Below are 12386 nucleotides of genomic sequence, written 5' to 3'. Positions count from 1 at the left end.
CGGGAGTAGCTCAGTTGGTAGAGCGCAACCTTGCCAAGGTTGAGGTCGCGAGTTCGAGACTCGTCTCCCGCTCCAGGATTTTTCGGCAGCGTGTTGGTCGGCAAAGCGCTGCACATGCAGGACAATGCGGGAGTAGCTCAGTTGGTAGAGCGCAACCTTGCCAAGGTTGAGGTCGCGAGTTCGAGACTCGTCTCCCGCTCCAAGTAATGGGGAAGCCACGCTTCCCTTTTTATTTGATGGACTTACGGTCCTCGAATAAAAATCTGTCGCCTGCCTTCACGGCATCCGGACAGTCCGCTTTTGGCGCGATAGCAAAGCGGTTATGCAGCGGCCTGCAAAGCCGTTTAGGCCGGTTCGACTCCGGCTCGCGCCTCCAGGTAGGAAAAGAAAAGCCCCGCTTCGGCGGGGCTTTTCTTTTTCCGTCTCGCTTTCGACGGGTTTTGCACCGAGATGGTGTCCGTCGGCGGGGCGTGGTCCGTCGAATCGCGTCAATCGAATCGCGTGACGCCTTGTCATGGATCGGACAGAAAGTTACTTTGCTGCCCGGGTTTGCCGGCGGCTCCGACACCGTCGCGCGAGGTTCGCCTTTCGATCAGTTTCGCTCTGCGCTTGCAAATGTGGCTATCCGATTTAGTATGCGGAAAACCATGCGCCGGCGCGGGCGCACACTTATGCAGTGAGGAGACCCATGCACCCCCGGACGGCAGCCCCTTACTCCATTGTGGCAGTCGGCATCGTGATCGCCTGCGCGCTGATGGGCCTGTGCGTGCTGCAACTGTTCCAGAGCCGCCACGACGCACTGGAGCGTGCCAGCGAGACCTCGCGCAATCTCGGCCTGATGGCCGAGCGCGACATCGAGCGCAACTTCGAGCTCTACGACCTGTCCTTGCAGGCGTTGATTCATGGTCTGCAGCGGCCCGACGTGATGGCTGCTTCGCCGGCCTTGCGGCACGGCGTGCTGTTCGACAACTCGATGACCGCGCAATTTCTCGGTTCGCAACTGGTGCTCGATGCCGACGGCAACATCATTCTGGATTCGGCCAATCATGTTCCGCGCAAGGGCAATTTCGCCGATCGCAAGTACTTCACCATTCACCGCGACAATCCGAACGTGGGGCTCTATGTCAGCGATCCGTTCGCGTCGCGCCTGCGCAGGGGCATGCTCAGCATTGCGCTGTCGCGGCGAATCTCGAATCCGGACGGCTCGTTTGCCGGCGTTGCGCTGATTGCGGTCAACCTCGAATATTTCCACCAGCTGTTCGCGGGGCTGTCGCTGGGGCAGCATGGGTCGATGTCGCTGATCGGCAAGGATGGCGTCATGGTCATGCGCCAGCCATATGATGTCCGTACCATCGGCCGCGACATCAGCAAGGCGGCAACCTTTCGACGGTTCGGAGCCGCCCCGGAGGGCTCGTTCTCGGAAACGTCGTCGATCGACGGCGTGCGCCGTCTTTACTACTTCAAGCATCTACCGACGCTGCCGCTGATCATCATGGTTGCGGAAGCCGAGCAGGACATCTATGCGGCGTGGCGGCACCGCGCCGTGACGATCGGCGCGCTTGTGGTGACGTTCGGCGCCGCGTTTATTGCGCTGTCCGTCATGCTCGGCGCGCAACTGCGGCGCCGGATGCGCGCGGAGTCCGAGCTTGTGCTGCTGGCGCGCACCGACGGTCTCACCGGCCTGAACAATCGCCGCAGCTTTGGCGAAGTGCTGGACCGGGAGTGGCGTCGCGCACGGCGGGCCAGTTCCATTTTCTCGCTGCTGTTCGTCGACGTTGACCGCTTCAAGGCCTACAACGACATCTATGGCCACCAGGCGGGCGACGACGCGTTGACTGCGGTCGCACGCTGCATCGGCGAAAACATCCGCCGGCCGGTGGATACGGCGGCCCGCTACGGCGGGGAGGAATTCGTGGTGTTGCTCCCCGATACCCCGCAGACGGGGGCCGCCCAGATTGCCGAGCGGATTCGCGCGGCAATCGACAAACTGGCACTCGAGCATGCCGGAAGCGAATACGGGCGCGTCACCGCCAGTATCGGACTGGCGAGTTGGGAGCCGGATCAGGAAGGCGAGCCGAGTGCCGTGATCAAGGCGGCCGACGAGGCGCTCTACTATGCAAAGGCAACCGGTCGGAACAAGGTCGCTACCTTCCAGCCCGCGGCTTGACGGAAATCGGACTCCTCGGTGACCTATGGTCTGGCGGCTTCGATGACACAAACGCCCCGCTTGGCCGTTGCGGATGCAACGGCCAAGCGGGCGATCAGCCATCCACCGGCTGCGCCGGCGTTTCGAGCTTCAACTGATAGAACGCCGCATCGAGCCAGCGGCCGAACTTGAATCCCGCCTCCGTGATCGTGCCCGAGTGCACGAATCCCAGTTTCGTATGCAGTGCGATGCTCCCGGCATTGGTCGCATCGATACAGCCGACCAGCACGTGCACCTGCGCTTCGCGCGCACGCCGGACCACTTCGCGCAGCAGCAGTTCGCCGAGCCCGCGGCCGCGCTGGTCGCGGTGCACGTAGACGCTGTGTTCCACCGTGTACTTGTACGCGGGGAACGCGCGGAACGTACCCCAGCTCGCGAAGCCGAGCAGCGTGCCCGACGCGTCCACCGCGCCGACGACCGGAAAACCGCCCGCGCGCTTCGTTGCAAACCACGTGACCATCGCTTCCGGCGGGCGCGGCCGGTAGTCGTACAGCGCGGTCGAATTCACGATCGCGTCGTTCAGGATCTCGAGGATGGCCGCTGCGTGCTCGGCCTCGCTGCAATCGATCAGGCGCACGTCGTCGCGCTGTTTCGGGGAATTCATAACGGCTCCGGTTGGTTTTGAACGGGGTGCGCACACGGCGCGCGCGTCACGCGCTCCGCGCGCCGGCCGCGGACGTGGATGCGTCGCAGATCACGACGACATAGCGCGCGGCATACGACGACGGGTTGCTGAAGATCAGCGGCCGATCGAGCCGCATGGCCAGACAGTCGCCTTCGTGAAGTTCGTGAAGCTCGCCGCCGAACGTGACGTCGACGCGGCCGCTGATGATCCATATCTGCTGATGCAGCGCGCTGTCGCGTCCGCCGCTGTCGTACGCGACACGCGCGCCGGGCGGGAAATCGACCTCGACGAGCTGGATCGGCGACGGCCAGCCGGGCGGGGACAGGTTGCGCCGCACATAGCCGGACGCCGGATCGCGCCATTCGGCCTGCTGCGCGCGCCGTGCCAGCGGCTGCGCGGGCGTGTCGTCCCGGTCGCCGCCGAACAGCCCTGCCAGCGACACGCCTAGACCTGCCGCGAGCTTGTCGAGCACGACGGCCGTCGGGCTGGCCGACGCGCGTTCGATGAGCGAGATCATCGAACGGCTGACGCCGGAGCGCGCGGCCAGCGCATCGAGCGTGTAGCCTCGAGCAGTACGCAGGTCGCGCACGCGCCGGGCGATGCGCTCGTTGATGCCGGTATCGTCGGCAGCGGTCGTCACGGATTCTTTCATGATGGATTTATTCTCCAGCAAACTGGAATTCGGTGTCAACGGCGCATTGGCAGCGGCCGACCGATGGCGCGACGGCCTTCGAACGCCTTGCCCGGCAGTCACGCGCAGCGTAATATACGAATCGACTACGTTTCGTTTAATTGGGGATATATGGGCATCATCAAGATTTCCGAGCACATGCACGAACGGCTGCGCTCGACGAGCACGGCGTTGAGCCGGTCGATCAACGCACAGGCCGAACACTGGCTGCGTGTCGGGATGCTGGCGGAACTCAATCCGGCGCTGTCGTACGGCGACATCTGCCGGATGCTGATCGAGGCCGAAGCACGGGGCGGCGATGTGGCGCCGGCAGAGCCGGTCGCGCACGGCATCGAGCAGGTGGCGTAATGGCGAAGCGCGAAATCCCGATCCGCGGCACCGCAGAAATCGCCAAGTCGCGCGAGGCCGCGAAGCTCGCGTCGCAGGTGCTGGCGATGATCGCCGAGCATGTGAAGCCTGGCGTCTCCACCGATGAACTGGACGCGCGCTGCCGCGAATACATCGTCGACGTGCTCGGCGCGATACCGGCGAACATCGGCTACCACGGCTATCCGAAGACCCTGTGCGCGTCGGTCAACCATGTGGTCTGTCACGGCATTCCATCGTCACGCACGATGCGCGACGGCGACATCGTGAACCTCGACATCGCGGTGATCAAGGACGGCTGGTACGGCGATACGAGCCGCATGTATTTCGTCGGCGAGCCGGGCGAACTCGCGCGGCGTCTCGTCGCGGCAACCTACGAAGCGATGCACGCGGGCATCCGCGCGGTGCGTCCGGGCGCGACGCTGGGCGATGTCGGTTATGCGATCCAGCAGGTCGCGCATCGCGAAGGGTTCAGCGTGGTCCGCGAGTACTGCGGGCACGGCATCGGCGACGTCTATCACGACGAGCCGCAGGTGCTTCACTACGGCCGTCCGGGCACCGGCGTGCCGCTGCGGCCGGGGATGATCTTCACGATCGAGCCGATGCTCAACGCGGGCAAGCGCGACACGCGCGTGCTGCCGGACGGCTGGACGGTCGTCACGAAGGACCATTCGCTGTCCGCGCAGTGGGAGCACATGGTCGTGGTGACGGAAACGGGCTTCGAGGTGCTGACCGACGATGCGAAGCCGCAGGCATTGGCGGCGCTTTCCGGCACGCACGCTGCGTGACGCGTGCCGTGCGCCGCGTCCGGCGGCGCGGTGGCGCAAATGAACGGGTCCCGTTGCGGGGCCCGTTTCGTTCGAGGTCACGCGGCGCGATTCACGCGCGACTGCGGTTATCCGCTGCGTGACGCGAGACCGCTGCTTAACCGCGCGCCTTCTGCCACGCGTGTTCGACGAACACGCGGCACAGCGCTTCCATCCCTTTGCGGTCCTCGTCATCGAAGCGCGCGGCGACCGGACTATCGACGTCCCACACGCCGATCAGCGTGCCGTCGTCGGCCACCAGCGGCACGACGATTTCCGATTCCGATGCCGCATCGCACGCGATATGGCCGGGGAAGTCATGCACGTCGCGCACGACTTGCGTCTCGCGCGTCTGCGCGGCCGTGCCGCACACGCCCTTGCCGAGCGCGATCCGCACGCACGCCGGTTTGCCCTGGAACGGCCCGACCACGAGTTCGGTCCCGTCGAAGAAGTAGAAGCCGGCCCAGTTGAGGCGGTCGAGCGAGTGGTAGACGAGCGCGGAGAAATTCGCCGCGTTCGCGGTCAGGTCGCGTTCGGACTCGACGAGCGCGCGCGCCTGCTCGACGAGCGTCGCGTATTGATCGGCCTTGGAGGCGGTGGGGTCGTTGGACAGCGTGAACATGGCGGGAAGGCGATAGGGGTTGTGAAAATGCGCGATGCGCGTCCCGCAGTCTACGGCACGCGCGTACGGTCTGCAGCGCGCGGTTGCGTGTGATGCGGCGCGCTCAATCGGGCTCGAGCCCGGCAAACCGCTCCGCCAGAAAATCGAGCAGCGCCCGCACCGCAGGCAGCAGCCCGCGGCGCGACGCGAACACCGCGTGCACGATCTCGCGGCGCGGCGCCCAGTCCGGCAGCACGGTCGCCAGTTCGCCGCGCGCGATCTCGTCGCGCACCATCATCGTCGGCAATTGCACGACGCCGACGCCCGCGACCGCCGCCGCGCGCAGCGCGAGCATGCCGCCCGTCACGAAGCGCGGCTGGTGATGGATTTCGGCCTGAGCGCCGTCGGGCCCGCGCAGCCGCCACACGTGCGCGGACTGCGGCACACCGTGATCGAGGCTCGGCAGGCGCGCGAGATCGGCGGGAACCGCCGGCACGCCATGTTCGCGCAGCAGCGCGGGGCTCGTGACGAGGCACTGGCCGCGCTCGGTCAGCACGCGCAGCGCGAGATCGCTGTCCTCGAGCGGCGGCGGGCGCACGCGGATCGCGACGTCGATCCCTTCACCGACCACGTCGACGCGCCGGTTGGTCGCTTCCAGGTGGATCTCGACGCGCGGGCACGCGGCCATGAACGCGGCGATCATCGCGCCGACCAGCGAATCGAGCAGCACGATCGGGCAACTGACGCGCACGATGCCGCGCGGCTCCTCGTGCAGCAGCGCGATCGCCTCGTCGGCCGCATCGGCCTCGACGAGCATCGCGCGGCAATGCGCGTAATAGGTCTGGCCGACGTCGGTGACCGTGAAGCGGCGCGTCGAGCGCTGGATCAGCCGCATCCCGAGCCGCGCCTCGAGCAGCGCGACGCGACGGCTCAGCTTCGATTTCGGCAGGTCCAGCGCGCGCCCGGCCGACGCGAAGCCGCCATGCTCGACGACCTGCACGAAGTAGTAGAGATCGTTCAGATCCCGTTCTTTATCGTTCATGAAATGGAACGCTGAGTGCGATTTTGGCAGTCTACCGGATCGATCGTTCCACCTCTATATTCATGCTCAGGATGCGAAACACGTGTTTCGCCGCAATTTGGAGAGGGCAATGAAGAAGATCCAGGGTGTGTATAGTGCGCCGCGCGGCCATTGGGTCGGCGACGGTTTCCCGGTGCGTTCGATGTTCAGCTACCAGTCTCACGGCGCGCACCTGAGCCCGTTCCTGCTGCTCGATCACGCGGGCCCCGCGACGTTCGAGCCGGCTTCGGCGCCGCGCGGTGTCGGCGAGCATCCGCATCGCGGGTTCGAAACGGTGACGATCGTCTATGACGGTGAAGTCGCGCACCGCGACTCGACCGGCGCGGGCGGCGTGATCGGCCCGGGCGACGTGCAGTGGATGACGGCCGCGAGCGGGATCCTGCACGAGGAATTCCACTCGGAGGCGTTCACGAAGCGTGGCGGCCCGCTCGAGATGGTGCAGCTGTGGGTGAACCTGCCCGCCGCGGACAAGATGGGCGCACCCGGCTACCAGACGCTGCTGAACGCGGACATCCCCGTGGTCGAGCTGCCGGACGGCGCGGGGCGGGCGCGGATCATCGCGGGCGAACTCGACGGGCGGCGCGGCCCGGCCCGTACGCACACGCCGATCGACGTATGGGACGTGCGGCTCGTGGCAGGCGGCCATGCGCGGTTCCCGGTCGCCGAGGGGCGCACGCTCGCGGTGGTCGTGCTGAGCGGCACGGTGCAGGTGAACGGCGAGACGGTCGCCCGCGAAGCGCAGTTCGTGCAACTGGGCCGCGAAGGCCGCGACGTCGAGATCGAAGCGAACGGCGACGCGAAGCTGCTGATCCTGAGCGGCGAGCCGATCGACGAGCCCGTCGTCGGTTACGGGCCGTTCGTGATGAACTCGCAAGCGGAGATCCGTACCGCGATCGAGGATTTCAACAGCGGCCGCTTCGGCAAGATGCCGGCATGACGGACAGGCCCCGCGCGATGCGGGGCTTTTTTTTCGCGCGGGCGGACGGTCGCGCGTCGCGCGTGCTTCGAGGCATAATCAGCGGTTGCCGCGCGCCGGCCGGCGCGCCCGAATCAGGACCGCACATGAACGCATCCGCACCCGCAGCATCCCCGAGCGCCGCCGATCTCGACTGGCGCTGGAAATCCTTCGACGCGCTGACGGCGCACGAAATCTATTCGATCCTCGAAGCGCGCAGCGCGGTGTTCGTGGTCGAGCAGAACTGCGTGTATCGCGACATCGACGACGCGGACCAGGCCGCGTGGCACCTCGCTGCGTACGATCCGGCCGGCCGCCTGGCCGGCTATCTGCGCGTGCTGCTGCCCGATGCGCAGAACACCGACGTGCGCATCGGCCGCGTGCTGACGACCACCGCGTTTCGCGGCGCGGGCCTCGGCAACGGGCTACTGTCGCGCGCGCTCGAGCATATCCGCGCGCAGTGGCCGGATACGCCCGTGAGCCTGCATGCGCAGGCCCACTTGCAGCGCTTTTACGGCGCATTCGGCTTCACGCCGAGTTCGGACGTGCACGACGAGGACGGCATCCCGCACGTGTGGATGAGCAGCACGCGCGCGTGATGCGCGACGCGCCGCGCGGCAGTCAGTGCGCGGTGCGTGCCACCGACGGCTGGTCCGTGCGCTGCACGGCCCGTTCCCCGATCAGGCGCCCGCGCGCGGACAGCCGCAGCCAGTGCCGCAGCGCGATCAGCGCGCCGATCACGCTCATCATCGAGCCGGGAATCCACAGCAGCAGGCCGCCGATCTGCTGGTCGCGCAGCGGGCTCAGCCACGTGAACGCGCGGCCGCAGATCGAGTAGATCGGATACAGCTCGTGCGGCGTGAAGAAGATCAGCGCGCCGAGCGCGATCTGCGGCGGGATCGCCGCGACGACGATCAGGATCCGGCGGCCGGGCGACAGCCGCGCGGGCGGCGCGGGGCGCGGATCGACGACGAGCCACCAGAACAGCAGCCCGTCGATCACCATGCTCCAGTTCATCACGCGATAGAGACGCCAGTCGAGCATCGCGATGAAGTGGATCGGCGACAGCAGCCAGAAATAGATCAGCCCGACGAACAGCACGACCGCGACGACGGGATGGAATACCACGTCGAGCGTCGCGCGCACGGGCGCCCACGCGAGCGCGGGGCGCACGAAGCGCTGCCGCCAGCGAAACGGGATGCCCGCGCGAATCGCCGCGCCCGGATAGGACAGCGCGATGAAGAACGGCCCGAGGTGGTGCAGCACGAGGTGCTGCGCGCGGTGCAGGAAGAACTCGTGCTCGAAGAAATAGTCGAGCCGCGTATGCAGCGCGATGTAGAGTGCCGTCAGCCCGAACCAGAACGAGAACTGCCGCAGCGGCGACACCTTCGCCTTCTTCACGCCGCGCGCGAACAGCACGGCGGCCGTCAGCACCGCGATGACGACGGTCGGCGACGGTTCCCACGGATCGAGCCAGTACAGGAGGTTCATCGCGCGCGCATCACTTCGCCTGGGCCGGCGACTTCACGGCGAACGGCGTGTCGACCGTTTCGCCGTCGGAGAATTTCAGGCGCAGGTGCACGGTGTCGCCCGGCTTGATCGCGTGCTTCGGCTCCTCGAGCATGAAGTGATAGCCGCCCGGCGCGATGTCGACCTTGCCGCGCGCGGGGATCGTCAGCTTGTCGACCATTTCCATCTTCTGCGTCGAGCCGTTCGAGACGGTCTGGTGCAGCATCGTCATCCCGTAGTCGGGGCTGTCGACATCGACGAGATCGACCGGCTTGTCGCCCGTGTTCACGAGCGTCACGTAGCCGCCGGCCGGCAGCTTGTTCGGCAGCCACCGCACCCACGCGTTCTGCGCGGTGATCGTGCCGGCGGCATAGGCCTGGGCACCGGCGCACAGCGCGGCGAGGAGGGCGAACGTCTTGAGGGTCGTCTTCGTCTTCATGTCGGAATGCATTCAGGTAGTGGAGGCGGTGTCGATGATCCGGCGCACATCGGCGGCGATGGCGTCGGGCGAGTCGCGGTCGGTCGCGAGCAGGCGGGCGCGGCCGCTCGCGTCGAAGATGTAGACAGCCGAGCTGTGCGTGACTTCGTAGCCGCCGGACGGATCGCGTTTTTCCATCTGGTACGCAACGCGATAGCGTTTCGCGAGCGATTCGATCTGGCGGTCGGTGCCGGTCAGGCCGCGCGCATGCGCGGGGTCGAACGCGGCGACATACGACTGCATCGCCTGCGGCGTGTCGCGCGCGGGATCGACCGAGACGAACAGGATGCGCGCGTCGTTCGCCTGCGGGCCGAGCTTCGCGAGCACTTCCATCAGCCGCGCCATCGTTTCGGGGCAGACATCGGGGCAGTGCGTGTAGCCGAAGTAGACGAGCGCGACGCGGCCGCGGAATGCATCGGCGTCGACGGGACGGCCGTCGCCGCCCGTCAGTGTGAACGACAGGTCGGGCAGGTGGCCGGTGACGTTGGTCAGGTTCCAGCGCGGCTCGTCGTGCGTGCACGCGGCGAGCGCGACGGCGGCGGCGAGGGTCGCGGCCGTGCGGATGATGCGGGAGAAGCGCTGGCGCGGGACGGGACGGGCAGACGGCATCCTAGAACTCGATCGGACGGAATGGTGGCCGGCCGGCGCGGCGCCATGCGTCGCGCGGCAGGCGGTTGCGACTGTAGCGCAATTTGCGCGCCCGCGTCCTTTCGAAACCCGTACGGCGCGGGCGAGCGGGGCAATATGCCGCAGTTGACGCGGCTGGCGGCGCGCTGCCAGCGATGCGCCGGTTTCGCCCAACTCGATGCGCAGGCGCGGTAAGATGCGCACAATTCCATTCGCGCAGCGGCAGCCCGGCGTTTGCCGGCCGCCCCTCACATTATCGAATCGATGCAATCCGTTCCGGCTTCCCTGTCCCTGACCGATACCGCGTTCTTCTTCGACTTCGACGGCACGCTCGTCGAACTGGCGCCGACGCCCGACAGCATTCACGTTCCGCCGTCGCTGCTGACGTTGCTCGACGAGCTGCGCCGCCGCTCGCACGGCGCGGTCGCGGTCGTGTCCGGGCGCGGCATCGACAACCTCGACACGTTCCTGAAGATGCCCGGCCTGCCGATCGCCGGCCTGCACGGCGCGGAGCGCCGCGATGCGAACGGCGACACGCAGCGCATCGGCTTCAACGACGAACGTCTGCTGCGCATCGAGCGCGAACTCGCGGCCGTCGTCGACCGTCATTCGGGCATGCTGCTCGAAATCAAGGGCGCGGCCGTCGCGCTGCACTATCGCAATGCGCCCGAGCGCGAGGCGGTTGCGCGCGAAGCGGCCGAGCGCCTCGTCGCCGAATATGCGGATGCGTACGTGCTGCAGCCCGGCAAGATGGTGTTCGAGATCAAGCCGAAGGGTGTCGACAAGGGGCGCGCGCTGGCCGCGTTCCTCGACGAGCCGCCGTTCGCGGGCCGCATGCCGCTGTTCGCGGGCGACGACCTGACCGACGAGAAGGGCTTCGCGGTGGTCAACGCGCGCGGCGGCCTGTCGATCAAGGTCGGCGCGGGCGAGACGTCCGCCCGCATGCGGCTCGATTCGGTCGACGCGCTGCACGAGCAGATCGCGTGCTGGCTTGGCGCGGGGCAGCCGCACGCATGAGCCGGCTCATCATCGTTTCAAACCGCGTCGCCCCGATTTCGGAAGGCGAACCGGCGGCGGGCGGCCTCGCGATCGGCGTCTACGATGCGCTGAAGGAGACGGGCGGCATGTGGTTCGGCTGGAGCGGCGAGGTCGTCGCCTCCGGCGCGCCGCAGATCCGCATCGAGGAGCGCGGGCCCGTGACGTTCGCGACCGTCGGCCTGTCGCGCCGCGATTACGACCAGTATTACCGCGGCTTCTCGAATGCGACGCTGTGGCCCGCATTCCATTACCGCGCGGACCTGATCCAGTACGACCGCCACGAATTCGACGGCTACCGCCGCGTCAACGTGTGGCTTGCGCAGCAGCTCGTGCCGCTGCTGCAGGACGACGACGTGATCTGGGTGCACGACTATCACCTGATCCCGTTCGCACGCGCGCTGCGCGAGGCCGGCGTGAAGAACCGCATCGGCTTCTTCCTGCACATCCCGTTTCCTGCCGCGCAGGTGCTCGTCAACGTGCCGCCGCACCGCGAGCTCGTCGAGTCGCTGTGCGCGTTCGACCTGCTCGGTTTCCAGACCGAGCCCGATCTGCGCGCGTTCTGCGACTACATCGAATTCGAGGCGGGCGGCGAGGTCGAGCGCGACGGCCGCACGGTGCGCGTGCGCGCGTTCGGCCAGACGCTGCGCGCGGCCGCCTATCCGATCGGCGTATATCCGGACGAGATCGCGACGCTCGCGCAGGCGGGCGAACACGGCAAGGCCGTACGCACGCTCGCGACGTCGCTGCGCGGGCGGCAACTGATCATGAGCGTCGACCGGCTCGATTATTCGAAGGGGCTCGTCGAGCGGTTCCGCGCGTTCGAGAAACTGCTCGAACACCAGGCGTCGATCCGCAACCGCGTGTCGTTCCTGCAGATCGCACCGTCGACGCGTGCGGACCTGCGCGCGTACCAGGACATCCGCCTGCAGCTCGAAGCGGAGTCGGGGCGCATCAACGGGCGTTACGCGGAGCTCGACTGGGCGCCGATCCTCTACATTCACCGCCAGTACGACCGCCAGGTGCTGGCCGCGCTGTACCGGCTCGCACGCGTGGGTTTCGTGACGCCGCTGCGCGACGGGATGAACCTCGTCGCGAAGGAGTATGTGTCCGCGCAGAATCCGGACGATCCGGGCGTGCTCGTGCTGTCGCGCTTCGCGGGCGCCGCGCGCGAGCTGACGGGCGCGCTGATCGTCAATCCGATCGATATCGACGGGATGGCCGATGCGCTGTCGCAGGCGCTGACGATGCCGCTCGCCGAGCGGCGCGCGCGTTACGCGGACATGATCGCGCAGCTTCGCGAGAACAACGTGTCGGTGTGGCGCGACAACTTCCTGCGCGATCTGCAGCATGGCTAGCCGGTAGGTCCGGCGCATCGCGCGGCACATTCCGCACCATCTCGGCCG

At 67.2% G+C, this 12386-nt stretch carries 14 protein-coding genes and 2 tRNA genes; 9 read left to right on the top strand and 7 right to left on the bottom strand.

Going from position 1 to position 12386, the window contains the following annotated elements; genetic code table 11:
* Positions 1–126 precede the first annotated feature (126 nt).
* From KVT39_RS05125 to KVT39_RS05115, 3 genes are all read left to right on the top strand, one after another.
* Positions 127–202, top strand: a tRNA-Gly gene (locus tag KVT39_RS05125).
* A 100-nt stretch (positions 203–302) separates the two neighbouring features.
* Positions 303–376 (top strand) — tRNA-Cys (locus KVT39_RS05120).
* 312 nt (positions 377–688) lie between these two features.
* Positions 689–2167 carry a sensor domain-containing diguanylate cyclase gene (locus tag KVT39_RS05115; RefSeq protein WP_034183115.1) on the top strand — a complete coding sequence of 493 codons (1479 nt, stop codon included), beginning with the start codon at positions 689–691 and terminating at the stop codon, positions 2165–2167.
* A 94-nt stretch (positions 2168–2261) separates the two neighbouring features.
* On the opposite strand, the gene KVT39_RS05110 is transcribed toward KVT39_RS05115, so the two are convergent.
* Together KVT39_RS05110 and KVT39_RS05105 are read right to left on the bottom strand one after the other, a co-directional pair.
* Complete coding sequence (locus tag KVT39_RS05110; RefSeq protein WP_034183116.1) at positions 2262–2810, bottom strand: GNAT family N-acetyltransferase; 549 nt, start codon at positions 2808–2810, stop codon at positions 2262–2264.
* A gap of 46 nt (positions 2811–2856) precedes the next feature.
* Positions 2857–3483: a helix-turn-helix domain-containing protein gene (locus tag KVT39_RS05105; RefSeq protein WP_217588061.1), complete on the bottom strand. Its 627-nt coding sequence runs from the start codon at positions 3481–3483 to the stop codon at positions 2857–2859.
* Positions 3484–3633: 150 nt separating this feature from the next.
* On the opposite strand from KVT39_RS05105, the gene KVT39_RS05100 reads away from it, so the two are divergent.
* Together KVT39_RS05100 and map are read left to right on the top strand one after the other, a co-directional pair.
* Positions 3634–3870, top strand: coding sequence for a ParD-like family protein (locus tag KVT39_RS05100; protein ID WP_034183118.1), 237 nt, complete (start codon positions 3634–3636; stop codon positions 3868–3870).
* The gene (gene map / locus KVT39_RS05095; protein WP_217588058.1) at positions 3870–4676 is read left to right on the top strand and encodes a type I methionyl aminopeptidase; all 807 of its coding nucleotides are present in this window, start codon (positions 3870–3872) and stop codon (positions 4674–4676) included. The genes KVT39_RS05100 and map overlap by 1 nt, the downstream gene beginning before the upstream one ends.
* Before the next feature lie 136 nt (positions 4677–4812).
* Here the strand turns inward: map and KVT39_RS05090 are convergent, their stop codons facing one another.
* Both KVT39_RS05090 and KVT39_RS05085 read right to left on the bottom strand, forming a co-directional pair.
* A complete protein-coding gene (locus KVT39_RS05090) occupies positions 4813–5316 on the bottom strand; it encodes a GAF domain-containing protein (RefSeq protein ID WP_011544958.1) in 504 nt (167 codons plus the stop codon).
* Between the two features lie 103 nt (positions 5317–5419).
* Positions 5420–6337, bottom strand: coding sequence for a LysR family transcriptional regulator (locus tag KVT39_RS05085; protein WP_217588056.1), 918 nt, complete (start codon positions 6335–6337; stop codon positions 5420–5422).
* 109 nt (positions 6338–6446) lie between these two features.
* Here KVT39_RS05085 and KVT39_RS05080 point away from each other — a divergent pair, with 109 nt between their 5' ends.
* Both KVT39_RS05080 and KVT39_RS05075 read left to right on the top strand, forming a co-directional pair.
* Entirely contained in the window at positions 6447–7313 is an 867-nt protein-coding gene (locus tag KVT39_RS05080; RefSeq protein WP_034183121.1) for a pirin family protein, read from the top strand.
* A gap of 125 nt (positions 7314–7438) precedes the next feature.
* Complete coding sequence (locus KVT39_RS05075) at positions 7439–7930, top strand: GNAT family N-acetyltransferase (protein WP_217588054.1); 492 nt, start codon at positions 7439–7441, stop codon at positions 7928–7930.
* Positions 7931–7952: 22 nt separating this feature from the next.
* On the opposite strand, the gene KVT39_RS05070 is transcribed toward KVT39_RS05075, so the two are convergent.
* Genes KVT39_RS05070 through KVT39_RS05060 form a run of 3 tightly spaced genes read right to left on the bottom strand, consistent with a single transcriptional unit; the run spans position 7953 to position 9927 of the window.
* Positions 7953–8822 (bottom strand): cytochrome c oxidase assembly protein, encoded by an 870-nt coding sequence (locus KVT39_RS05070; RefSeq protein WP_034183123.1) that lies wholly within the window; start codon positions 8820–8822, stop codon positions 7953–7955.
* Between the two features lie 10 nt (positions 8823–8832).
* On the bottom strand, positions 8833–9279 hold the full coding sequence (locus KVT39_RS05065) for a copper chaperone PCu(A)C (protein WP_072436416.1): 447 nt from the start codon (positions 9277–9279) through the stop codon (positions 8833–8835).
* Positions 9280–9291: 12 nt separating this feature from the next.
* A complete protein-coding gene (locus tag KVT39_RS05060; RefSeq protein WP_175748845.1) occupies positions 9292–9927 on the bottom strand; it encodes an SCO family protein in 636 nt (211 codons plus the stop codon).
* Between the two features lie 282 nt (positions 9928–10209).
* Between KVT39_RS05060 and otsB the strand changes: the two genes are divergently transcribed.
* Positions 10210–10962, top strand: coding sequence for a trehalose-phosphatase (gene otsB, locus KVT39_RS05055; protein ID WP_034183125.1), 753 nt, complete (start codon positions 10210–10212; stop codon positions 10960–10962).
* The gene (gene otsA, locus KVT39_RS05050) at positions 10959–12338 is read left to right on the top strand and encodes an alpha,alpha-trehalose-phosphate synthase (UDP-forming) (protein WP_034183126.1); all 1380 of its coding nucleotides are present in this window, start codon (positions 10959–10961) and stop codon (positions 12336–12338) included. Before otsB ends, otsA begins: the two co-directional genes overlap by 4 nt.
* Positions 12339–12386 lie beyond the last annotated feature (48 nt).

This window comes from Burkholderia sp. GbtcB21 (assembly GCF_019091065.1).
In the GTDB taxonomy this organism is placed as follows: Bacteria; Pseudomonadota; Gammaproteobacteria; order Burkholderiales; family Burkholderiaceae; genus Burkholderia; species Burkholderia pyrrocinia_C.
The sequence above is the reverse complement of the archived record's forward strand: the minus strand, read 5'-3'. Positions and strand labels throughout refer to the sequence as shown.

Bases quoted from the DNA above. Each gene is read 5' to 3' on its own strand.
- KVT39_RS05080 (WP_034183121.1), top strand. From the start codon at position 6,447: ATGAAGAAGATCCAGGGTGTGTATAGTGCGCCGCGCGGCCATTGGGTC.
- KVT39_RS05100 (WP_034183118.1), top strand. From the start codon at position 3,634: ATGGGCATCATCAAGATTTCCGAGCACATGCACGAACGGCTGCGCTCG.
- KVT39_RS05070 (WP_034183123.1), bottom strand. From the start codon at position 8,822: ATGAACCTCCTGTACTGGCTCGATCCGTGGGAACCGTCGCCGACCGTC.
- otsB (WP_034183125.1), top strand. From the start codon at position 10,210: ATGCAATCCGTTCCGGCTTCCCTGTCCCTGACCGATACCGCGTTCTTC.
- KVT39_RS05115 (WP_034183115.1), top strand. From the start codon at position 689: ATGCACCCCCGGACGGCAGCCCCTTACTCCATTGTGGCAGTCGGCATC.
- KVT39_RS05075 (WP_217588054.1), top strand. From the start codon at position 7,439: ATGAACGCATCCGCACCCGCAGCATCCCCGAGCGCCGCCGATCTCGAC.
- otsA (WP_034183126.1), top strand. From the start codon at position 10,959: ATGAGCCGGCTCATCATCGTTTCAAACCGCGTCGCCCCGATTTCGGAA.
- KVT39_RS05110 (WP_034183116.1), bottom strand. From the start codon at position 2,810: ATGAATTCCCCGAAACAGCGCGACGACGTGCGCCTGATCGATTGCAGC.
- KVT39_RS05085 (WP_217588056.1), bottom strand. From the start codon at position 6,337: ATGAACGATAAAGAACGGGATCTGAACGATCTCTACTACTTCGTGCAG.
- KVT39_RS05105 (WP_217588061.1), bottom strand. From the start codon at position 3,483: ATGAAAGAATCCGTGACGACCGCTGCCGACGATACCGGCATCAACGAG.
- map (WP_217588058.1), top strand. From the start codon at position 3,870: ATGGCGAAGCGCGAAATCCCGATCCGCGGCACCGCAGAAATCGCCAAG.
- KVT39_RS05090 (WP_011544958.1), bottom strand. From the start codon at position 5,316: ATGTTCACGCTGTCCAACGACCCCACCGCCTCCAAGGCCGATCAATAC.
- KVT39_RS05060 (WP_175748845.1), bottom strand. From the start codon at position 9,927: ATGCCGTCTGCCCGTCCCGTCCCGCGCCAGCGCTTCTCCCGCATCATC.
- KVT39_RS05065 (WP_072436416.1), bottom strand. From the start codon at position 9,279: ATGAAGACGAAGACGACCCTCAAGACGTTCGCCCTCCTCGCCGCGCTG.